This window comes from Flavobacterium sp. 3HN19-14, from assembly GCF_051373205.1.
Classification (GTDB): Bacteria; Bacteroidota; Bacteroidia; order Flavobacteriales; family Flavobacteriaceae; genus Flavobacterium.
In genome coordinates this window covers 1915913-1937484 of the sequence record NZ_JBPPZT010000001.1, presented here as the reverse complement: position 1 = coordinate 1937484, position 21572 = coordinate 1915913, and the positions used below count along the sequence as shown (strand labels likewise).

The 21572-nt window shown below is 40.6% G+C and carries 12 protein-coding genes and 4 pseudogenes; 5 read left to right on the top strand and 11 right to left on the bottom strand.

What is annotated here, in order from left to right:
* Positions 1-25 precede the first annotated feature (25 nt).
* The 4 genes from cysS to ACSLFW_RS10345 all read left to right on the top strand — a co-directional run bounded on the left by cysS (position 26) and on the right by ACSLFW_RS10345 (position 3105).
* Positions 26-1501: a cysteine--tRNA ligase gene (gene cysS / locus ACSLFW_RS10360; RefSeq protein ID WP_436555678.1), complete on the top strand. Its 1476-nt coding sequence runs from the start codon at positions 26-28 to the stop codon at positions 1499-1501.
* A 4-nt stretch (positions 1502-1505) separates the two neighbouring features.
* Entirely contained in the window at positions 1506-1757 is a 252-nt protein-coding gene (gene yidD, locus ACSLFW_RS10355) for a membrane protein insertion efficiency factor YidD (RefSeq protein ID WP_436555677.1), read from the top strand.
* Positions 1758-1828: 71 nt separating this feature from the next.
* Positions 1829-2761 (top strand): prolipoprotein diacylglyceryl transferase, encoded by a 933-nt coding sequence (gene lgt / locus ACSLFW_RS10350; protein ID WP_436555676.1) that lies wholly within the window; start codon positions 1829-1831, stop codon positions 2759-2761.
* Positions 2762-2862: 101 nt separating this feature from the next.
* Positions 2863-3105, top strand: a complete 243-nt coding sequence (locus tag ACSLFW_RS10345; RefSeq protein WP_436555675.1) for a hypothetical protein — start codon at positions 2863-2865, stop codon at positions 3103-3105.
* A 388-nt stretch (positions 3106-3493) separates the two neighbouring features.
* Here ACSLFW_RS10345 and secDF read toward each other — a convergent pair.
* The 10 genes and pseudogenes from secDF to ACSLFW_RS10295 form a co-directional block, all read right to left on the bottom strand.
* Positions 3494-6450, bottom strand: a pseudogene (secDF, locus tag ACSLFW_RS10340) (protein translocase subunit SecDF).
* A 222-nt stretch (positions 6451-6672) separates the two neighbouring features.
* Positions 6673-7608, bottom strand: a complete 936-nt coding sequence (mdh, locus tag ACSLFW_RS10335) for a malate dehydrogenase (protein ID WP_436555674.1) — start codon at positions 7606-7608, stop codon at positions 6673-6675.
* Between the two features lie 188 nt (positions 7609-7796).
* A pseudogene (locus tag ACSLFW_RS10330) lies at positions 7797-8602 on the bottom strand (DUF6588 family protein).
* A gap of 25 nt (positions 8603-8627) precedes the next feature.
* Positions 8628-10569 (bottom strand): annotated as a pseudogene (gene gyrB, locus ACSLFW_RS10325) (DNA topoisomerase (ATP-hydrolyzing) subunit B).
* A 215-nt stretch (positions 10570-10784) separates the two neighbouring features.
* The gene (locus tag ACSLFW_RS10320) at positions 10785-11087 is read right to left on the bottom strand and encodes an enolase C-terminal domain-like protein (protein ID WP_436555673.1); all 303 of its coding nucleotides are present in this window, start codon (positions 11085-11087) and stop codon (positions 10785-10787) included.
* Between the two features lie 46 nt (positions 11088-11133).
* Complete coding sequence (locus tag ACSLFW_RS10315; protein WP_436555672.1) at positions 11134-11808, bottom strand: enolase C-terminal domain-like protein; 675 nt, start codon at positions 11806-11808, stop codon at positions 11134-11136.
* A gap of 68 nt (positions 11809-11876) precedes the next feature.
* Positions 11877-13493, bottom strand: a complete 1617-nt coding sequence (gene asnB / locus ACSLFW_RS10310) for an asparagine synthase B (RefSeq protein WP_436555671.1) — start codon at positions 13491-13493, stop codon at positions 11877-11879.
* Positions 13494-13726: 233 nt separating this feature from the next.
* Positions 13727-14176 carry a hypothetical protein gene (locus ACSLFW_RS10305; protein WP_436555670.1) on the bottom strand — a complete coding sequence of 150 codons (450 nt, stop codon included), beginning with the start codon at positions 14174-14176 and terminating at the stop codon, positions 13727-13729.
* Positions 14177-14274: 98 nt separating this feature from the next.
* Positions 14275-16023 carry a TonB-dependent receptor gene (locus ACSLFW_RS10300; RefSeq protein ID WP_436555669.1) on the bottom strand — a complete coding sequence of 583 codons (1749 nt, stop codon included), beginning with the start codon at positions 16021-16023 and terminating at the stop codon, positions 14275-14277.
* A gap of 135 nt (positions 16024-16158) precedes the next feature.
* Positions 16159-19185: a tetratricopeptide repeat protein gene (locus tag ACSLFW_RS10295; protein ID WP_436555668.1), complete on the bottom strand. Its 3027-nt coding sequence runs from the start codon at positions 19183-19185 to the stop codon at positions 16159-16161.
* Positions 19186-19453: 268 nt separating this feature from the next.
* Here ACSLFW_RS10295 and ACSLFW_RS10290 point away from each other — a divergent pair.
* Positions 19454-20138, top strand: a pseudogene (locus ACSLFW_RS10290) (cell division ATP-binding protein FtsE).
* A gap of 155 nt (positions 20139-20293) precedes the next feature.
* On the opposite strand, the gene ACSLFW_RS10285 reads toward ACSLFW_RS10290, so the two are convergent.
* Positions 20294-21526 (bottom strand): hypothetical protein, encoded by a 1233-nt coding sequence (locus ACSLFW_RS10285; protein ID WP_436555667.1) that lies wholly within the window; start codon positions 21524-21526, stop codon positions 20294-20296.
* Positions 21527-21572: the final 46 nt, after the last annotated feature.

The following is a 21572-nucleotide window of genomic DNA, read 5'->3' as shown; positions in this document are numbered from 1 at the left end:
GGATTGGCTTCTAAAAAATAAAAAAATGCCTTTATACAAAAAACATACGATTAAAATATACAATTCGCTTTCAGGCGAAAAAGAAGTTTTTACCCCCATTCACGAAGGAAATGTTGGGATGTATGTTTGCGGGCCGACGGTTTACAGCAATGTGCACCTCGGGAATGTGCGCACTTTTATGTCGTTTGATATGATTTTGCGTTATTTCAGGCATCTGGATTATAAGGTGCGTTATGTGCGGAATATTACCGATGTCGGGCATATCGTGGATGACGTGGATGAAGGCGAAGATAAAATCGCGAAAAAAGCGCGTTTAGAACAATTGGAGCCGATGGAAATCGTACAGCGATATACCGTTGATTTTCATGAAATCCTGAACCGCTTCAACTTTCTACCGCCAAGTATCGAACCGACGGCAACCGGACACATTATTGAGCAGATCGAAATCATAAAGAAGATTATTGACAACGGATTTGCGTATGAATCGAACGGTTCTGTGTACTTTGATGTAGTGAAATTCAACGAAGACCATCATTACGGGCAACTCAGCGGCCGCAACATCGAAGACATGCTGGCCAATACGCGCGATACAGACGGGCAATCGGATAAAATCAATTCACAGGATTTTGCGCTTTGGAAAAAGGCAGAACCTGAACATATCATGCGCTGGCCTTCGCCGTGGAGCGACGGATTTCCGGGCTGGCATTTGGAATGTACAGCGATGAGCACGAAATACCTCGGCAATCATTTTGATATTCACGGCGGTGGAATGGATTTGAAGTTCCCGCACCACGAATGCGAGATTGCACAGAATGAAGCCTGCACCGGGCAAGCACCGGTGAATTATTGGATGCACGCTAATATGTTGACACTGAATGGCAAGAAAATGGCAAAATCTACTGGAAATAATATTCTTCCCGGGGAGATTTTTACCGGCGATAATCCATTTTTGAGCAAACCATTTACGGCTTCGGCGGCACGATTCTTTATGATGCAGGCGCATTACCGCAGTATCCTTGATTTTTCTGACGATGCGATGCTGGCTTCTGAAAAGGGATTTAATCGTTTGATGGAAGCGATGGACGGATTGGCGGCAATTGAAGCCGGAAATTCTTCGACTTTGGATATCGAAACCTGGAAAAATGCTTGCTATGAAGCAATGGATGACGATTTTAACACGCCAATCTTAATTGCGAATTTGTTTGAAGGCGTGCGTTTCATCAATTTATTGAAAGAGAAATCGGCCACATTAACCGCCGCAGATTTGGAAAATTTTACAAGTTTGATGAATGCATTCATATACGACATACTCGGACTTGAAAATGAAAAATCAGAAAGCAATAATGATAAACTCGAAGGTGTGGTAAACATGTTAATTGATATGCGCAACGAAGCCCGCAGCAATAAGAACTTTGCACTTTCAGACCAGATTCGCGACCAGTTGACCGCTTTGGGCATTCAGCTCAAAGACGGAAAAGACGGCACGAGTTTTACTTTCTAAGCTGATGTCTCTCAAAAAAATATTGATTTTTCCTTTTGTGGCACTGGTAAGGTTTTATCAGGTGGCGCTATCCCCTGTTTTGCCATCTGCTTGTCGTTATGAACCAACTTGCTCGACTTATATGATTCAGGCACTTCAGGAACACGGACTTTTTAAAGGCTTATATTTAGGAACAAAAAGGATTATCAGCTGCAATCCGTGGGGCGGACAAGGTTACGATCCCGTACCGCCGAGAAGACATTATCATAAACATTAAATTAACTTCAATTTTAGAGGGTTTAAACGGTAAATCTATATTTTTACACTTCAAAAAATACGCACAAAATTATGACACATCCTTTACAAATGCTCTGGAATCCGTCAGAAGGAATAGATCTGGGCTTCTTCATGATTCGTTATTACAGTTTGATGTTCGTCGTGGCTTTCGGACTCGGCTGGTACATCATGAAAAAAATATTCGACCGCGAAGGCGAACCAATTGACAAACTCGACAGCCTTTTTATCTGGACAGCAGTTGCGACTTTAATCGGCGCGCGTTTAGGACATGTGCTATTTTATCAACCTGAACTTTTCAGCCAGGATATTCTAAGTGTATTCTTACCTTTCAGGACAAAACCGACTTTCGAATTCACCGGTTTCAGCGGATTGGCAAGTCACGGCGCAGCAGTTGCAATTGTTATCGCAATGGTTTATGTAAGCCGGAAAATAATGAAAAGACCGTTGCTTTGGGTACTCGACAGGGTTGTCATTACCGTTGCAAGTGGCGCGGTATTCGTAAGGTTAGGCAATTTCATGAACTCAGAAATTTTAGGAGACATGACTACTTCAAAATTCGGCATCAGGTTCCTGCACGATCAATTTGGTAAATCAGAAGCGATGAAGATTACCGGTATGAAAACGCCGAAAGAAGCCTACGACGCCATTGCTACAAATCCGAAATTCGCAAATTTCCTGCAAATGGTGCCTGCAAGACATCCCGCCCAATTGTATGAAGCGTTCTGTTATATATTCGTTTTTCTAATATTATTCTATGCGTATTGGAGAACCGATGCGAGACTAAAACCGGGACTTTTGTTCGGTCTGTTCATGATTTTATTATGGTCGGTGCGTTTCTTCGTAGAATTCCTCAAAGAAAGCCAGGACGGTTGGTTGGAATCGACTTTGGGCATTTTTTCTGACGGACAATGGCTCAGCATTCCTTTTATAATTATCGGAATTGTGTTTGTAGCAAGAGCGAGGAAATATCCGAATGCTTTGTAAATAATTTTCTGAAAATCTGATTAAGCCTGAAGTTTTCTTCGGGCTTTTTTATTCCCGGATATTTTAAAAAACCTTCGGGAAGGTGCCAAAAATGGGTCGGAATGGTCTTCCGTCTTGTCGAAACGGTCTTCCGTCTTGTCGGAATGGTCTTCCGTCTTGTCGGAATGGTCTTCCGTCTTATTGAAACTATCTTCCGTCTTATCAGAACGGTCGTACGTGTTGTCGAAACGGTCGTCCTTATCATCGAAATTGTCTTCCGTCGTCCAGCGATGATGTTCCGTCTTGTATCAGCAATTTTCCGCCAACTGAAAACCAACTTCCTTCAACAAAGGATGTTCTTTTAAACGGCAGTATCGGTAATCCTGTTATAAAATGCGGACTTATGACAATTACACTAAGAATTGTTATTTCTACTTTGCTGGAATGTTGTCCTATTCTGAAATACATCAAACAAATCAATATTCTAAAAAACTTGCGAAAATTATCAGTTGGATTCATACCGAAATTTTAACAATTTTTACGGCATTCCCGTATTGTAGAAATTTTATTTTTTTGTAGGGATGCATCCTCCCCTTCCCTGAAGGTAAAATACAAATTTTTCCGACACGTTGTATTGCGGGAACGCCGTAAAAATTCTTAAAGTTTTCTTCAGAATTTATGCCACATTATTGCAAAACAAAGCAAAAAAAAGACCCGACAAAATCGGGCCTTTTAAATATATTTCAATGAAGATTATGCGTTGTGCTCTTCTTCAATTCTTTTGTGCTCAGCATCCGGAATAGTATCACACAATACCGGAGTCGCGATGAACAATGACGAGTAAGTTCCTACTACGATACCAACAAGCATCGCGAAGATAAATCCACGGATGGATTCACCACCAAAGATAAACATGATCAACAATACCATAATCATCGTTAATGATGTATTGATGGTTCTTGACATAGTAGAGTTGATCGACTGGTTAACGATCTGGTTGAAAGTACCTTTTGCTTTTCCGCCAAGGAACTCACGCACCCTGTCAAATACGATTACGGTATCATTCATCGAGTAACCAATTACGGTAAGGATTGCAGCGATGAAATGCTGGTCGATTTCCATTCCGAATGGCATAACTTTCCATAATAAAGAATAAAGCCCTAATACGAAGATAACGTCATGCGCAACAGCGGCAATCGCACCAAGGCTGTACTGCCATTTTCTGAAACTTACCATAAGGTAAAGGAAAACAATCGCCATTGCACCTAAAACTGCCCAATAAGCGTTGGTTTTGATATCTGCAGCTACAGATGGCCAAACTTTTGTTGCCTGCATCACACCCAGTTTTTTACCGCTGTAGATGTTGATGAATTTATCGTAAGTCATGTCCTAACCGTAGTGTTTTTTCAATCCGTCGTAAAGCATGTGGTTTACTTTAAGATCGGCTTCGGTTCCGTGTTGCTCAACTTCATATTTGGTTGTAATTTTAAGTTGCGTAGGTTCTCCGAAAACTTTTGCTTCGGCACTTCCGAATACAGTTTTCAATTCTGCCGCTACTTCTTCAGCAGGCAACGCTTTATCGAAACGCACCTGGAAAGTTCTTCCTCCAAGGAAATCTGTTCCATAGTTAACGCCATTTGTTGATAACGAAATAATACTTACGATTACAACAGTACCTGAGAAAATATACGTCCATTTTTTGATTTTAAGGAAATCAAAGTGGAAGTTCGTGAACCAGTTTTTAGAAATTGAAGTAACAAATGTAAGGTTGTTTTTTCTTGCAACACTCCAATCCAAAAGGATTCTTGTGATGAAGATTGATGTAAACAACGACGTAACAATACCAATTAATAAAGTAACAGCGAAACCTTTGATTGGCCCTGAACCCAATACCACCAATACGATACCTGTCAAGATGTGGGTTACGTTCGCATCGATGATAGAACGCATTGCACCTTTCCAACCGAATGAAGTTGTGATGGCATCTTCGAGTGTTTTCCCGGCACGCAATTCCTCTTTCGCCCTTTCATAGATAATGATGTTCGCATCTACCGCTGTACCCATTGTCAAAACGATACCGGCGATACCAGGTAAAGTCAATACGAATCCGAAACTTACCATGAAACCAAAAAGGAACAATAAGTTCACTGCAAGCGCTACGTTAGCATAAATACCCGCTTTTCCGTAATAAACGATCATCCAAACGCAAACTAATAGAAGTCCGACAATAGAAGATGTGATACCGTGGTCAATCGCTTCCTGGCCTAAAGATCGGCCAACCACTTCTGACTGGATGATATCTGCTGAAGCCGGTAATTTACCTGCTCTTAAAACGTTCGCTAAATCTTTAGATTCTGCTACGTCAAAATTTCCTGTAATTTCAGAACGCCCGCCTGCAATTGCACCTTTCGATACACCCGGAGCTGAATAAATAACGTTATCAAGTGCAATGGCGATATAACCTTTATCGGTGTAAGCCTTACCGGTCATTTCTTCCCATTTTCTTGAACCTGCACCGTTCATCTGCATGCTTACAGATGGTTTACCCATTGGGTCAAATGCGTCAACAGCATCAGTAACAACACCGCCGCTTAGTGGAGCAACATCGTCTTTATTGCCTTTTAAAGCATATAATTCAACTGTTTCGGTTTCTTTTTTGGTTTTTTCATCAACAGATTTTACAATCTTACCCCAGCAGAATTTTGCAAAACGCTGGTTTGGTGCCAACAAAGCCCTGATATCCGGTCTTCTCAAGTAACCACCGATAAGTGCACTGTCCTTTGCATTGAAAACACCCAACACAGCTCCGCCCATTCCGGGAGAAACTATTTTGTCGATGATTGGACCAAGATTTTCTTAGCACCAGCGGCATTGTCTTCAGTTGTCAGTAAATTTTTAAGTGAATCTTCTGGTTTTGCAGCGGCAGCAGTTTCAGTTTTAACTTCGGTTTTCTTCAATGCTTCGTTGGCACTTACTAAAAACTGACCGATTTCCTGGCCTGTGAAAGTTTCCCAGAATTCTAACTGAGCCGTTTTAGAAAGGATATCTTTAATACGGTCAACATCTTTTGCACCCGGAAGCTCCACAAGGATTCTTCCTGACTGTCCGATTTTCTGGATGTTGGGTTGTGTAACACCAAATTGGTCGATACGTTTTCTCAATACTTCAAAAGCACTGGCAACAGACTCGTCTACTTTCTTTCTGATGATTTTCTCAACATCTTTATCGCTCATGCGGAAGTTGATCTCATCACGCAATTGCTGATTACCAAAAATATCTGGTGAGCCCAAAACCGTACCGCCGTTATTGGCGTAGAAATTCCTGAAGAACGCGTCGATATAATCCTCATTACCTTCCTGATTCGCGGTAGCATCGTTCAATGCTTTGTTGAAAGCAGGATTTTTTGAGTTATTCGACAATCCTTTAAGGATATCTTTTACTGAAATCTGGAGGATTACGTTGATTCCGCCTTCTAAGTCAAGACCTTTATTGATCTTTCTTCCTTTAACTTCATTGTAAGTAAAGAAATTTAAAAACACATCTTCTTTTCCGATGGAATCAAGGTATTTTTTTTCTTTTTCTGAATCGCCTTTGGCATAAGCTTTAGCGTTACTTTCAACATGGTCGGCAACAAAAGTGAATGAAAGTTGGTAAATACTTACCAATGCAAACAAAATTGCAAAAAATTTAACGAGTCCTCTATTCTGCATTATTACTAAAATTAATTAATTTTTCTTGTGTATTCTTTATTGTAATTCTCAAAAAAGACGAAAATTTATACTTATTTAAATATAAATCAACATCTTAGTGAGTTAGTGATTTTTTAAACCGAGCAAATATATAATTAACCGAAAGATTAACCAATTAATTTCTGATTAATCTCAAAAAAAAGACTGCAAAAAATGCAGTCTTATTATGTATTTGCATAAATATTATGCTAAAACTGACTTCAAATCAGCGTTCATGTTTCTTACAGCATCGGCACTTTTGGCAAATAATGCTTTTTCGGCGTCATTCAGGCTGATATCGAGAATCTGCTCGATTCCATTCTTACCTATTATACATGGCACACCGATGCAAATATCTTGCTGACCGTATTCGCCTTCAAGGAAAACAGAGCACGCAATCATCTTTCTTTGGTTGTTCAGGATGCTGTCTACAAGATAAGCTACTGAAGCGCCCGGCGCATACCAAGCCGATGTTCCCAAAAGCCCTGTAAGTGTCGCACCACCAACCATTGTATCAGCCGCAACTTTATCCAATTGCTCTTGAGAAAGGAATTCTGAAACCGGAATACCATTATAAGAAGCCAGACGTGTCAACGGAATCATCGTCGTATCGCCGTGACCGCCAATAACCATTGCCGAAATATCGTTGGCAGGCGTATTCAATGCTTTTGAAAGATAGTAACGGAAACGCGAACTGTCTAAAGCACCACCCATGCCGATGATGCGGTTTTTCGGAATTCCGGTCGCTTTTAAAGTGAGGTAAGTCATCGTATCCATTGGGTTTGAAACCACCACTATAATGGCGTTTGGAGAATGTGTCAATACATTTTCAGCCACAGATTTCACGATTCCGGCATTGATGCCAATCAATTCTTCGCGTGTCATTCCCGGTTTTCTCGGAATTCCCGATGTGATGACCACAACGTCGCTGTTGGCAGTTTTGCTGTAATCATTGGTTACGCCCGAAAGCTGCGTATTGAAGCCTGTATTGGTGGCACATTGCATGATGTCCATCGCTTTTCCTTCCGCAAATCCTTCTTTGATATCTAATAATACAACTTCACTCGCGATACCACGGTAGGAAATTGCATCTGCACATGAAGCGCCTACGTTTCCGGCGCCGACTATAGTAACTTTCATATTTGTATGGTTTTATTTTTAAAATTCATATTGAAGTGCAATATTCGTATTGACGAACTTACCAAAAGCAACAATTCCCTGAAGGTAAATCTTCCCGAAATCATATCTTCCTGAAACTTCGCCGATGGTATTGTATTTGGTTTTGTAAATGGATTCGAGGCGTTGGTTTAGTACTTGATGAAGCGGAATTATATTTTCAATTTCTCCTTTCGGCCCTCAACTGTGTATTCGAATTCACTTCTGTTGAAAATCAATCCGCCCGCCAATTCAAATTTTCCAAATTCTTTTGAGGCATTACCCTGTAATTGTAAGGTATTGATTTTGCTGTTCAATCCGTTTAATCCTAAATTGCCATAAGAAGTTTCCACATCAAGAAACTCAACTGTCACATCTTCTTTTGAATAGGCAAACATAACAGAAAGATGGATTTTCTTTTTTTCCAATGGCTTTATATAATGACTGAAATTGTATTTCACGCCCAATCCATAACCTGGTATTCGACGTGTTTCAGCGTAATTTTTGGTGAAAACTTTCCAATAACCTCAACACCAAATCCAATTCCTAAAGCACCCTGCAAAGACGGATAAATAATATTTTCCCTGTCAATACCTTCTGGTGTTTTCAAAGTCACCGGATCATCGCCTAAAGTTCCCGTCAATGTTGCGTAATTGGCATTCCCGAGGGCTGTTGGCGTTTCTGCTTCGGTCGCGCCATCAATTGTAAAGAACGACAGATCACTGTTAGAAATATGAAACGAACGGTCAGACTTCGGCACAAAAAATGTATTCATGTGAAGCCCAAGTGTGAAATCCCATCTTTTTGCTTCTTTCGGAGTCGCAATCCAGCCTGATGCCGCCTGATAAACTGCCGCATCTGTAGCCGGCGTAATGTATTGATCAGTAAAAAAAATCGCGTCATTGATGAGATTACCCAATTGCTGGAGTTGCTCGTCGGTTTGTGCCTTCACCTTGCCGAAGCAAAGCAAAGACACCATTGCGATTCCTTTTAAGCCGACCGTTTTACGCATCGATGTTGGCGTAAACAGCGTTCTTTTCTATAAATTCCCTTCTCGGCGGTACTTCGTCACCCATCAGCATTGAGAAAACCTGATCGGCTTCTGCAAGGCTGTCGATGTTCACCTGACGCAAAGTCCTGAAATTCGGATCCATCGTCGTTTCCCACAATTGTTCCGCATTCATTTCCCCAAGACCTTTATAACGCTGGATGGCTGCGCTTCCGCCCATTCTTTCGTTGGCCTGGTCGCGTTGTAAATCATTCCACGCGTACTCTTTCTTCGTGCCTTTTTTCACTAAATATAAAGGTGGCGCAGCAATGTAAACGTGTCCCTGCTCAATCAGTTCTTTCATGAATCGGAAGAAGAACGTTAATATTAAGGTAGAAATGTGGCTTCCATCGACGTCGGCATCACACATAATGATGACTTTGTGGTAGCGCAGTTTCTCAAGATTTAATGCTTTTGAATCTTCGGCAGTCCCGATAGTGATTCCGAGTGCAGTAAAGATATTCCTGATCTCTTCGTTTTCGAAAACCTTATGATGCATGGCTTTCTCCACGTTGAGAATTTTTCCACGCAAAGGTAAAATCGCCTGGAAGTTACGGTCGCGGCCTTGTTTTGCAGTTCCGCCCGCCGAATCTCCCTCGACAAGATATACCTCACATTTTGCAGGATCCTGCTCAGAACAATCTGATAATTTTCCTGGTAATCCGCCGCCGCCCATAACGGTTTTGCGTTGTACCATTTCACGCGCTTTTTTCGCTGCGTGACGCGCCTGGGCTGCTAAAATTACTTTCTGAACGATGATTCTTGCGTCGTTTGGATTCTCTTCGAGATAAGCTTCGATCATATCGCCAACCGCTTGTGAAACAGGAGAAACAACTTCGCGGTTACCCAATTTGGTTTTTGTTTGGCCTTCGAATTGCGGCTCGGCCACTTTCACAGAAATAATTGCAGTCAATCCTTCACGGAAATCGTCTCCCGAAATATCAAATTTCAGTTTGTCGAGCATTCCCGAAGCATCGGCATATTTTTTAAGCGAACGCGTTAATCCGGTTCTGAAACCCTGTAAGTGTGTCCCGCCTTCGTGGGTGTTGATGTTATTGACGTAAGAGAAAATATTTTCGGTATAAGAAGTGTTGTAAATCAACGCAACCTCAACCGGAATCTCGCCTTTTTCATGGTTCGATGCTGATAACATGCGAAATAATCGGCTCGCGGTTGCCATCGAGGTAACGGATGTATTCTTTTAAACCTTCGTCAGAATGGAAAACTTCTGAAACGAAATTTCCGTCTTTATCTACTTCCCTTTTATCCGTAAATGTAATCGTAATACCTTTATTAAGGAACGACAATTCACGCATACGCGCAGAAAGCGTATCGTAAGAAAATTCTGTTGTTTGTGTAAAAATCGTATCATCCGGATAAAACGTCTGGCGTGTACCGCGTTTTTCGGTTTCACCAACCTGCTTTACCGGATACATCGCTTTTCCTCGTTCGTATTCCTGCTCATAGATTTTTCCGTCGCGGAAAACCGTTGATTTCATGTGAACCGAAAGCGCATTTACTACGGAAACCCCAACACCGTGAAGACCTCCGGAAACTTTATAGGAATCTTTGTCGAATTTACCACCGGCACCAATTTTGGTCATAACAACCTCGAGTGCGGAAACACCTTCTTTTTTGTGCATATCAACGGGAATACCACGGCCGTTGTCTTCAACGGTAATGGAATTATCCTCATTAATCGAAACGCTGATTGTATCGCAATGGCCGCCCATCGCCTCATCGATAGAGTTGTCAACTACCTCATAAACAAGGTGATGCAAACCCCTTACACCGACGTCGCCGATGTACATGGAAGGACGCATTCTTACGTGTTCCATTCCTTCTAATGCCTGAATACTATCTGCTGAATAATTATTTTTCTTCGTTTCTTCGCTCATATTAAGTGGTATTCTGAATGATTTTTTGTTTAACGAACAAATATAGTCGAATCGAGGTTGATTTTAGCTTAAAACGGCTTATTTTAAGTGGAAGTTATCAACATTGTTTGTTAAATTCCCAATAGCAAATCCCAATTACAAATAAACTGCAATTTGAAAAATCCAATTTCAAACCTAAGATTAAGTCCTCAAATGTTGGAATTTTATTTTTGGAATTATTTGGAATTTAATACTACTCCGCTTCCATTCAATTCCGGAAAAATGATTTCTCCATAATCAAAACTGACACCTCTCGCAATATCTTTTGCCAAAAGCAAACTTCCGTCGCTGTCAATGAAATCGAGCAATGGTGCCAATTGCGTTAATGCAGAAATCCCGACTGTTGATTCAGTCATGCAGCCCGCCATGAGCAATAAATTGTTTTCTCTTGCGGTTTTTATCATGCGAAGTGCCGCCGTGATACCGCCGCATTTCATCAGTTTGATGTTGATGCCGTGAAATAATGGTGCGCAGTTCAAAACATCAGCTTCTTTCTGGCAGCTTTCGTCTGCGATTATGGGAAGATCAGGATTCGTCGCGGACTTTTTTCATTCCTTCGAAATCATCAGCTTTTAGAGGCTGTTCGATGAATTCGACGTTCCTATCTTTTAGGATTTTGGAAAATTCAATGGTTTCTTCTGCATTCCAAGCACAGTTCGCATCGATTCGAAAAATGGAAGTTGTAGTTTTCCGCAAAGCTTCAACAATTTTCAAATCATCTTTTGTCCCCAATTTAATTTTATAGATTGGCCATGGCTTTTCGATGATTTTCTGCTGCATCATTTCTATCGAATCGATAGCAATTGTATAAGAAGTCAACGGTGTTTTTGAATTTTCATCCGACCAGAAACTGCGGAGTGTTCTTCCGCTGCGACGGGCATAATAATCCCAAAAGGCAATATCGATGGCGCAAAGTGCGAAATAATTATTGTGAAGAAGGGGTTCTAGAATTTGCCATAAATCTTCAGGCGTTTCTCCGGAAAAATTTTCGACAACAGGTTTTGCCTTCGAAATACTGACTGACAAAGTTTCGATTGTACTGTTGTAATATGGATTTGCCGTTGCTTCTCCATATCCCGAAAATTCTCCGTCAGAAATACAAACAATCATCGTTTTCTGAATGTTTACGGTATATCTCGAAATCGTAAACGGATGCTGAAGCGGCAATTCAAATGCTTGGAAAGTGAGTGTCAATGCCATAAAAAAAGCGCCGGGTAACAACTCCCGACGCCTAAAAATACAAACAAACTACTATAACTACATTAAAATTATACTGAAATATTCGATTTTGCGATTTCGGTATCGGCCTGAACGTGTGCGGCATTGGCGCGTCCGCTCGGGTCTTGGTTTTCCTGCCATTTCGGGATCCATTTTCTCACGGTTTGCGCCGCGCTCAGTTGCGGGTAATGCTTGTGGAAAATGTCACGATAGAAATAAGCTTCTTTTGTGGCTGGCGTATTGTATGGGAATCTTTCTGCCGCGGCCTCGATTTGCTCATCGGTTACTTTTGACGCTGCATATTCGATCAATTGGTCAATCCAGTTATAACCGACGCCGTCGGAAAATTGTTCTTTTTGTCGCCACAAAACCTCGCTCGGCAAATATGGATCTTCAGGCGTATCGAAAGCTTTTCTCAGGATATATTTTTCTACGCCATCGTAAGTTTTCGGCTGTTTTTCTTCTGATTGGATCAACATCGCAACGTCTAAGAACGCTTTGTCAAGGAATGGAACTCTTGCTTCCAAGCCATGCGCCATGGTTGATTTGTCTGCACGAAGTAAATCGGCGGTGAATAATTTCTGGACTCTTTCGATGGTTTCTTTCTGGAAATCTTCGGTTGATGGCGCGTTGCGGAAATACAAATAACCTCCGAAAACCTCATCGGCGCCTTCGCCTGAAAGCACTACTTTGATTCCTAAATCGGTAATAGCTTTTGAAAGGAAATACATCGGCGTGCTTGCTCTCACTGAAGTTACGTCATACGTTTCCAAATGCCAGATTAATTTTTCAAGGATTTCAATTCCCTGCTCCACCGAGAAATGGATTTCATGGTGTTCTGTTCCTAAAAATTCTGCTACTTTTCTCGCAGCTTTAGCATCTGGTGCTTCTTCATCCAATCCGATTGAGAAAGAATGTAGTTTTTTGCCTTTTTCTTTCAACAATCTTGCAGCGATTGATGACGTTAAAGATGAATCCAATCCGCCTGATAATAGTACGCCGATTGGCACATCACTCATCAATCTTTTTCTGGTAGCTTCTGTTAAAGCTTCTCTGATTTGGGACAAATCGAGTGCATTGGTCGCTTTTTTGAAATCTTCGTATTCGGGTTTGTAATATTTTACGAATCCGGTTTCAGGTGTATAATAATGTCCGGGAGGAAATGTCGAGAATGTTTTGCATTGGTCGGCAATCGGTTTCATTTCTGAAGCGAAATACACACGGCCTCTTTCATCCAATCCGTAATATAAAGGTTTTACGCCAAGCGGATCGCGTCCGGCAATAAAATCATCGCCGTTTACGACTACGAAAGCGAAATCGCCGTCTAATAAATGAAGGAATTCATAACCGAATTCTTCATACAGATGCACGATGACTTCTGAATCAGATTTCGTCCTGAAAGTATGGTCTTTTAAAATGCCGTCGCGTAATTCCTGGTGGTTGTAGATTTCGCCATTGTGCACCATATAAGCAGATTTCGTTCCTTTTATAGGTTGTTTTCCTGAGTGTAAATCGATAATCGACAAACGTTCGTGGCTTAAAATATGGCCATTTTCAGTAATGTGGATATCACTTTCGTCCGGGCTGCGGTGCGACATTCTTTTTGACAATTGCTTTACCAGTTGTTCATCTTTTCCTTTTCCTATGATGGCTAAAATCCCGCACATAATCTGTTGCTTTAAATCTTGTTTTTGTTTATTTTGATATAGCAAATTTGAGTTTTATGTTTCGATTGTAAAATGATAAATCATATTTCAGTTATAAATTAAAACTTAAATACAATTATTTTAGATAATTTTAAAGCATATCGACATCAAATACAGCCCTAAATTGTAATCTGTAAAAATCGGGCATAAAAAAACCCGCCGAGGCAGGTGAATTGATAATTTTCAGTCTGATTTTATAGTACTTTCTCAATCAGGTAATTAGTGCCGTTTATTTCAAACTTAAAACCTTCGGTATTTCCCATCAGTTTTGTACCAAGCGGCGATTGCGGCGAAAGTGCGATGATATTTTTGCCATCGATGTTGATTTTCGGCAAAGCTGCACTTACAAAAAGTAAAATACCGTTGGCCTGAACCAAACTTCCTAAAGCGATCTTTTGGTGATTTGAATTGGCGTCAATCCTGTCAAGAATCGCTTTCTGCTCGAGAATTTCAGATAATTTATGATTGAGTTTTTCCTGCTCGATGTGCATCATTGACAATGCGGTTTCGTGCTTATCGCCGGCAGAACCTTTCGCATCATTTTTGGAATCTTCTGTCAATGCGGCAATCATGTCACGGAAAACATCGATTTTATCCTGGACTTGTTGTTGGTAATGCGTGTGGATTTTTTGTTTTAAAGTCATAATTCTACCGCGAAGGCACTAAGACACAAAGGCTCGAAGATATACCTTTTCAAATAATTGCTTTGTGCCTTCGAGCCTTTGCGCCTTTGCGTCTATTTTTAAAAATCAAATTTATAACTCGCTCCCAACATCAACTGAAACTGCTGCACCGGATAATTGATCCATTTTTCGTAAGCCTGATTGGCGATGTTATTTGCTTTCAGGAATGCCGTCAATCTTTCGTTGTATTTGTAGCCAACATTAAGATTGGCATCGAAATAACTGTCTAAAGTTTGCACAGACAAGTCGGATGCAAAAACATCTTTTCTTTCACCAACAAAAAATACATTCGCGCCTGCAAACCATTTTTTGGTAATGGCAACATCGAGACTTGAGCCTAATTCAATTCCCGGAAGATTCCAGGCTTCATCGTAGATACTTGTTTTATAACTATTGAAAGTTCCATTGATACCGAAAGTCACGGATTTGGAGAAATCAGCTTTTAATTCACCGAAGAAACTCAACGTTTTCACATCGTCATAAACCACCTGAAAGGAATTTGTGTAAGCATAACCTTCCGTATTTGTATTTGCCGCATCATAAGCGTTTGCTGTAAATAATGGCTTGCTTTTCTCGCTGTTGTAACCGCCACGGATATTATAACTCACATTATTAGCAAGTTTTCCTTTTAAACCTGCGTAAATATCATATTGATTATCTGTCGGTGCAACAATCAAAGTTGGTGAGAGAAACGGATTCTCATTCGTGAAATCACGATATGAATTCTGCCTTAATCCGCCTTCCGCGCCAGCGTAAAAAATCATCAAGTCACCGACAACTTTATAAGAAGCTTTGATGGCCGGATAAATGAATAATTTGCCGTCGGTTCTGCCATTTTGTTTTCCTGAACTGTAGAAAATCCCGGCACCAAGGTTTACCGATAAATCGTCTTTCTGATATAAAATCGATGGCTGCACGCCAAAATTGACATAGCTGTATTCTAACGAAGTCAAACCAACGTAATTCGTGTCTATCGTATCTATCCGGTAATAATCTTTTTCAAATGTGCCTCCCACATAATCAACCACAAAATCAGTATTGACTTTCGTGTCCATAATGTCAAAACTGAATTTTGGCTTCACGTAAAACCTGTTTTCCGCAGAACCCAGAGCGTCCCAGAAGCGATTATATTTTATGGAAGCTTCACTGAAAAATCCGTCTTTGCTGTTCAATCTTGCGCCAATATAAAAATTATGGAAAGTATGCGCCGGATCAATCGCATCAATCTGCGTTTCAGTCAAAACGCCTTCTTCAAGACCATACCAGTTATAAACCTGGTTTTGGTAACCTAAATCTGCCGTCCATGAAAATCCCGGCGTGCGGCTTCCGTAAGTCAAATCAAGCGAAGTATCGTAGAATTTATCGTCCAATTCGACACCTTTGATATTACCTTGTGACGACTGGTGGCGCAGCATTCCGCCTACATAATCGGTATCGCTTAGATTTTCCGTAATGAACAATTCAGCGTTAACGGCAGCGTAAGTCCCAAAACCTAAAGTTGCGTAATTTTTATAAATATGCTCCTGTTCTTCCTTGTCAACGCCGACGGCCTTTCCTTTTGCAGGAGTAAAAGTCGACGCTACCGGAAATGAGAATATATTATAAGTAATCGTTTCTTTCTTCAAGGTTTCTTCGTCATCGAGCGACGGTGTTTCCTTTACTTTAAAAGCGTCAGAAATCGTCGGTGTGTAAGGTTTCACAACGTTTACGACTTCGGTTCCGATATTTTCAGGATCTTTCTGCGCAAAAGCAGGTAAAGCTGCGAAGGTGATTATGAATGCTAATGTATGTTTGAAATTGATTTTCATATTTGTTTTATTTGGAAGAGAAGAAAGAGTAAAGAATCAAGAGCCAAGATATTTGCAGTAACTGCTAATTTTAATCCCTTTTCGTGATCTTCTCTCTATTCTAATTTCTTGATTCTTGTCTCTTGGTTCTTTTCTCTATTTCTGTATCGATGAATTGGTCTTGGCTTCTTCCGTCTGTATGATATCGCGTTCGGCTTTCGCTTCGGCAATCACGTCAGGGAAATCGGTGAAATTCTTGATGACGCTGTCGAGGATGTAATTCGCCTGGAATGCATCTTTGAGCCCGTAAAAATTCTTCGCCATCAGCACGAGTCCCTTTGCACCGAAATATTTATATCCGGAATAATCTTTCGTCAGTTTTTGAACCGCTGTATTCGACAATTCAAATTTGCCGTCTTTATTCTTGTAATAAGCGTCGTAATAATGCGCCTCAGCTCCTACTTCACCTTTTGCAATAGTGAGTAATTTTGCATAAGCGGCTCTCGCCTTCACATCATCATTGGTTTTTACCGCTGATCTGGCTACGATGATTTGCGCATCGCTTCGCACTTTATCATCCGTTTTCGGATTGGCGAGCACTTTTTCTGCAGAAATCACCGCATTCGGATAATCTTCTTTTTCGTAATATGATTTCATCAGATTGGCTTGCGCAAAAGTGATGTTCTGCGGATAATCTGCTTCGGTTTCAAGTCTTTTAAGTATTGGAATAACTTTATCGTAATTTTTGCTTTTCAGGTAAATTTCAGACAAGCGTGCCAAAGCCTGTTCTGTGAATTCATTTCGCTGGCGCGACACGACATATTCGTAATTCGGCGTCGCGTTTTCTGTCAGTCCGTCGGCGAAATACAATTGACCGAGATAGAAATTGGCGTTCAGTGCGTGAATTCCGTTCGGGAAATTCGCGATATAGCCTGAAAATCCTGAAATCGCTTTTTTCGCATCGTTTTGCAAATATTGCTTTTCAGCCGCTTCGTAAGTATCGTTATCCAATTCAGCATCAGAAACCTGAACAAAATCAAGTGTTTTTACCCAAGCTGCGTATTCATCGACTTTTCCGGAATCGACATAAATCAATCTCGCAGTTGAAACCGCTTCAAGTGATTCGGGTGTATTCGGGAATTCCGCAGCAATTTTTTTGAATTTCGTCAAAGCCAGCTGGTCGCGGTCGCTGTTATAATAGATCAGTCCTTCTCTAAGCATCGCTTTGGCACCGTAACTTCCGTTTTTGTAATCGGCGATTAATTTGTCGTACGTCTGGATGGCGTTGTCGTTTTTGTTTTCGGTCACATAAGTATTTCCAAGTTCAAACAACGCATCGTCGCGGTATTGCGATTTCGGGAAAGCAGTTACAAATTTGCTCAAGTCTTCAATTTTACGGTCATTTCTCGCCACAAACCCGTAGCTGATGGCTTTCTGGAATGCCGCATAATCTGCATCGACGCCTTTTAAATCAATGGCTTTGTTGTAAGCGTCCATTGCCGGCCAGTATTTGGCTGAAACAAAATAACTGTCGCCCAATCTTAAGTAAGCATCATTCAAACGCACTTTATCCGCTTTCGCAGCAGCTGAACCAACATAAGTCTGGAAATTTTCGGCAGCGTTCGCATACTCTTTTAACTTGAAATAAGCGTAAGCCAGATTGTAATTGATATTTTTGTTTTCAGGTGTGTCTTTTGCTTCTGCGAAAGCGATAAACTGCTTGAAACTGATCAGCGATTCTGAAAAACTGTCGAGATTGTATTCGGTTTCACCTTTCCAGAATGTCGCACGCGCTGAGAATTTCGCGTCTCTCGGTTCGGCGATTGATTTCTTGAACATCGCGAGTGCTTCCTGATAACTTCCATCCTGGTACAATTCCAATCCGCGGTAAAAAGTTACTTTCTGGTACGCCTGCTTGTTCGCGAAACTTTTGTTCTTTTCAAGCAAAGCCAACGCGCCTTTGTAATTTTTAGATGTGATGAACGAATTGATCAGCAACGTCTCGATTTCAGGTTTGTTCGGATTGTTCGGGTATTTTTCAAGGAAAGCCGATAAAACATCAGGAATTGTTTGATAGGAATTTCCGATTTCATAACTCAGTTTCGCATAATTCAAATACGCATCTTCCTGAATTTTGAGGTCGAATTCCATTTCAGAGGCATTTTTGAAAGCGTTCAGAGCCTGTTGTTTCCTGTCGGTTTTGAGGTAACTTTCTCCCAAATGATAATAGGCATTTTGCGCTACCGAGTCATTTCCGTCAATGATTTTATTGAACTGCGCAATGGCATTTTCGTAGTCTTTCTGCTGGTAATACGCATAACCGAGCATGTAATAATCGGTGTTGCTCCACTTGCCTTTCTTGCCTTTGTATTCCTTCAAAAACGGAATCGCCTTATCATATTCTTTCAGATTGAAATAACTTTCGCCGATGATTTTATTGAGTTCTGATTTTTCGGCGGCAGATGATTGCGCCATTGCGGTATTTCCGTCGTCGATTGCTTTCTGGAAATTTCCGGCTTTAAAATTCATGTCAGCCTGGAAGTAAGACATTTTTTTCTTGTACTTCTCTTCGCCTGCAATTTCGTCGAATTTCTTCGTCGCTTCTTTGTAATCATCGCCTTCGTAAGCGATTGTACCCAAATAATACGTCGCTTGCGAGTGATATTCTTTGGAAGCGGTACCCACCATATTGAAATATTTCACTGCATCTTTTTTATTTTTTGCGGTGTAATGACTATAGCCTTTCTGAAAATTGAATTTATCGGTTTCCTCGCTGCTGAGCCCATTTTCATCCACTTTGTCAAACCACACCAAAGCATCGGCATATTGGCCGTTGGCGAAATAATATTCGGCAACCTCAATAAATGCGCTGTTTTGTTTGGTCGACGTCGGATAATCCGAAACGAATTTTTCTACGAGTCCATCGGCGCCAGCCTGATTAAGCCGAATTGCAGAAATGGCGATGTAATAAGCACAATCTGCCTGAACATCGGGATTGCTATTCTCGTCTTTTACTTTCCCGAAAAGAATTTGCGATGCCTGGTATTGCTTGTCTTTGTAAAGCTCGACGGCGCGGTTAAAATCCTTGAGGTCGTTGGTATAAATTGCCGATTGCTGGGCCGAAATAGTTGTGGCTGAACCTGTTCCGAGCAGCAATAAATATAGCAATGATTGTTTACGCATGGGTTTGTTTTTTAAAATCCAAATATATCAAATTCCTTTGGGTATAACGAATGTAAATTGGAGTTTAGTATCATTTTAAAAGTTAAAGAAAACCAAACTTTTGGAGTTATAAAGTGGCAAAGCGGCAAAGTTTATGCGTTGTGAGTTTAGAAGTTTTGTCAAAATTTGCAACTCTGAAACTTTGCAACTCTAAACTTCACAACAATCAAAAATTTATTTTGAATCCCAGCGTTAACTTATTACTTTTACTCCCATAAACAAACCCATTATGTCGCAACAGGTACTTTTTCTTCGCAACGTTACTATTTACCAGGATAAAAAAGCCGTTTTAACCGATGTGAATCTCGAGGTCAATCGCGGTGAATTCATCTATATCATCGGAAAAACCGGTTCGGGAAAAAGTAGTCTGATGAAAACGCTTTACGCGGATTTGCCGATTCAGGAAGGACAAGCGAGCATTGTCGATTATGATTTGGTGACGATGAAAGAAAAAAACATTCCTTATTTGCGACGTAAAATCGGGATTGTCTTTCAGGATTTCATGTTGCTGCCTGACAGGACAGTGAATGAAAACATGATTTTCGTACTCAAAGCCACCGGATGGAAAGACGCCGAGGAAATGCAGTTCAAAATCAATGAGGTTAGTTGAGAAAGTCGACATGAAAGCCTTTGCCCACAAAATGCCCCACCAGCTTTCGGGCGGAGAACAGCAGCGTGTTGCTATTGCACGTGCGCTTTTGAACGATCCTGAAATCATTTTAGCCGATGAGCCAACCGGAAACCTGGATCCGCAAACCAGCGCCGAAGTCATCAGCGTGCTCAAAAAAATCAACGAAAACGGAAAGACGATTATTATGGCGACGCATGATTATGCGGTCATTTTGAAATTCCCGTCTAAAACGCTGAAATGTGAGAACGGGACGATGTTTGAGGTGGTTCAGCGCGCGGTGTAAGCGGAAATCCAAATAGCACCCGAGTGCAGCGAACTGACGAAGTAAATTATAAATACCAAATAAATTTCAATTTTTAAAATTTCAAACTTTGTTTGCGCAAAGTAATGTGTTGTTCAGGGTTTGGGATTTGTTTTTTGAAATTTGGAAATTATTTGTCATTTGGGATTTATATTTTGGAATTTAACCAAAAAATTCGCTGCCAAAAGCAGTACAAAAGGAAAAGTAATCACGTGAAAACGATCGCCCTGATCGCATGAAATTCCTGACGAAGTATAAATATACAGCACAAAAATTGCCATTATCCGTAATTTTTTATCGCCTTTGAATAAAAACCACAAACCCGTTATTGTTCCAAGAACTGTAAAGATGATATTCTGCCATTTTGAAATTGCGAGCAGTATTTTTTTAGAATCTTCGAAATAATTTGCGCCACGTACATCCTTTGATACTTCGATGTAAGCACTTCCCGAAACCATATTTCCTTTGACATCATCAACATACGATTTTAGCAGTGGAATTGTATTATTTTGCAACTGCGATTTCATATCTGAAGCCGCAATCTGCTTTTGCATTTTTGGTTCAAAACTGAACATATAATCATGCCGGCGGTTGTTCTGCTGGTCGAATTTTACATTGTTTTTCAGGCACCACGATTTGCTTCCGAGATAATTATAATAAGTTACCGCGTCAATGTAACTGACCGTGAAGTTGCCGAATTGATAGCGCAAACCCGCACATTGCACCAAAACCAAAGCCGTTGAAAAATAAAGCAGTAATGTCGATTTTGCCTTTCTGTTTTGAAACAATTCCCGTATAAAAAACAAGCAGAAAATTATCGCCAGGAAAAACATTCCGGGTTTTATCAATATGGCAAAAATGGCTAACGCAAGTGCAGCAGATAAATAACTGAATGCTTTTGTTGTGAAATACTTCGTCAGTAAAAAGAAAAAAATCGCAATGGTAAACATGAAAATATTTTCAGACATCAACTGAAAAACCAAGGCAGTATTTCCTATGAAAAATATTGAAATCAACGCCGGAATAAAAGCGTATTGTTGTTTCAGAAAAGTCCTCGCGATTTCAAATATTATCAAAGTCGTCCCAATCCAGCATATAACATTTACAAAATAACCAAATTCGAAAACCGCATCATCTGAAAAGCCAAAAAGTAAAGGAAAACCAATAATCGCAGCAATTCCCATCGGTCTATATTGGTTACCGATATGCAATTGGTACAAACTTTTTGCCGCCGAAAGATAACTGCTGCAATCCGGGTAAATAACGCCCTGAATACTCATTTGCGAAATAAAATCGAAAATATTGAGCCACAGCAACGCAAAAACGACAAGCAGCATATGGAATCTCAGTCTGAAAAATAATTGCCTCATGGTTGCGGTTTAAACAAAAATAGCCAAATTATTGCAATTCCGATAT

Excerpts from the sequence above, each read along its gene's own strand:
- cysS (WP_436555678.1), top strand. The coding sequence starts at position 26 with ATGCCTTTATACAAAAAACATACGATTAAAATATACAATTCGCTTTCA.
- yidD (WP_436555677.1), top strand. The coding sequence starts at position 1,506 with ATGTCTCTCAAAAAAATATTGATTTTTCCTTTTGTGGCACTGGTAAGG.
- lgt (WP_436555676.1), top strand. The coding sequence starts at position 1,829 with ATGACACATCCTTTACAAATGCTCTGGAATCCGTCAGAAGGAATAGAT.
- ACSLFW_RS10345 (WP_436555675.1), top strand. The coding sequence starts at position 2,863 with ATGGTCTTCCGTCTTGTCGAAACGGTCTTCCGTCTTGTCGGAATGGTC.
- mdh (WP_436555674.1), bottom strand. The coding sequence starts at position 7,608 with ATGAAAGTTACTATAGTCGGCGCCGGAAACGTAGGCGCTTCATGTGCA.
- ACSLFW_RS10315 (WP_436555672.1), bottom strand. The coding sequence starts at position 11,808 with ATGGCATTGACACTCACTTTCCAAGCATTTGAATTGCCGCTTCAGCAT.
- asnB (WP_436555671.1), bottom strand. The coding sequence starts at position 13,493 with ATGTGCGGGATTTTAGCCATCATAGGAAAAGGAAAAGATGAACAACTG.
- ACSLFW_RS10305 (WP_436555670.1), bottom strand. The coding sequence starts at position 14,176 with ATGACTTTAAAACAAAAAATCCACACGCATTACCAACAACAAGTCCAG.
- ACSLFW_RS10300 (WP_436555669.1), bottom strand. The coding sequence starts at position 16,023 with ATGAAAATCAATTTCAAACATACATTAGCATTCATAATCACCTTCGCA.
- ACSLFW_RS10295 (WP_436555668.1), bottom strand. The coding sequence starts at position 19,185 with ATGCGTAAACAATCATTGCTATATTTATTGCTGCTCGGAACAGGTTCA.
- ACSLFW_RS10285 (WP_436555667.1), bottom strand. The coding sequence starts at position 21,526 with ATGAGGCAATTATTTTTCAGACTGAGATTCCATATGCTGCTTGTCGTT.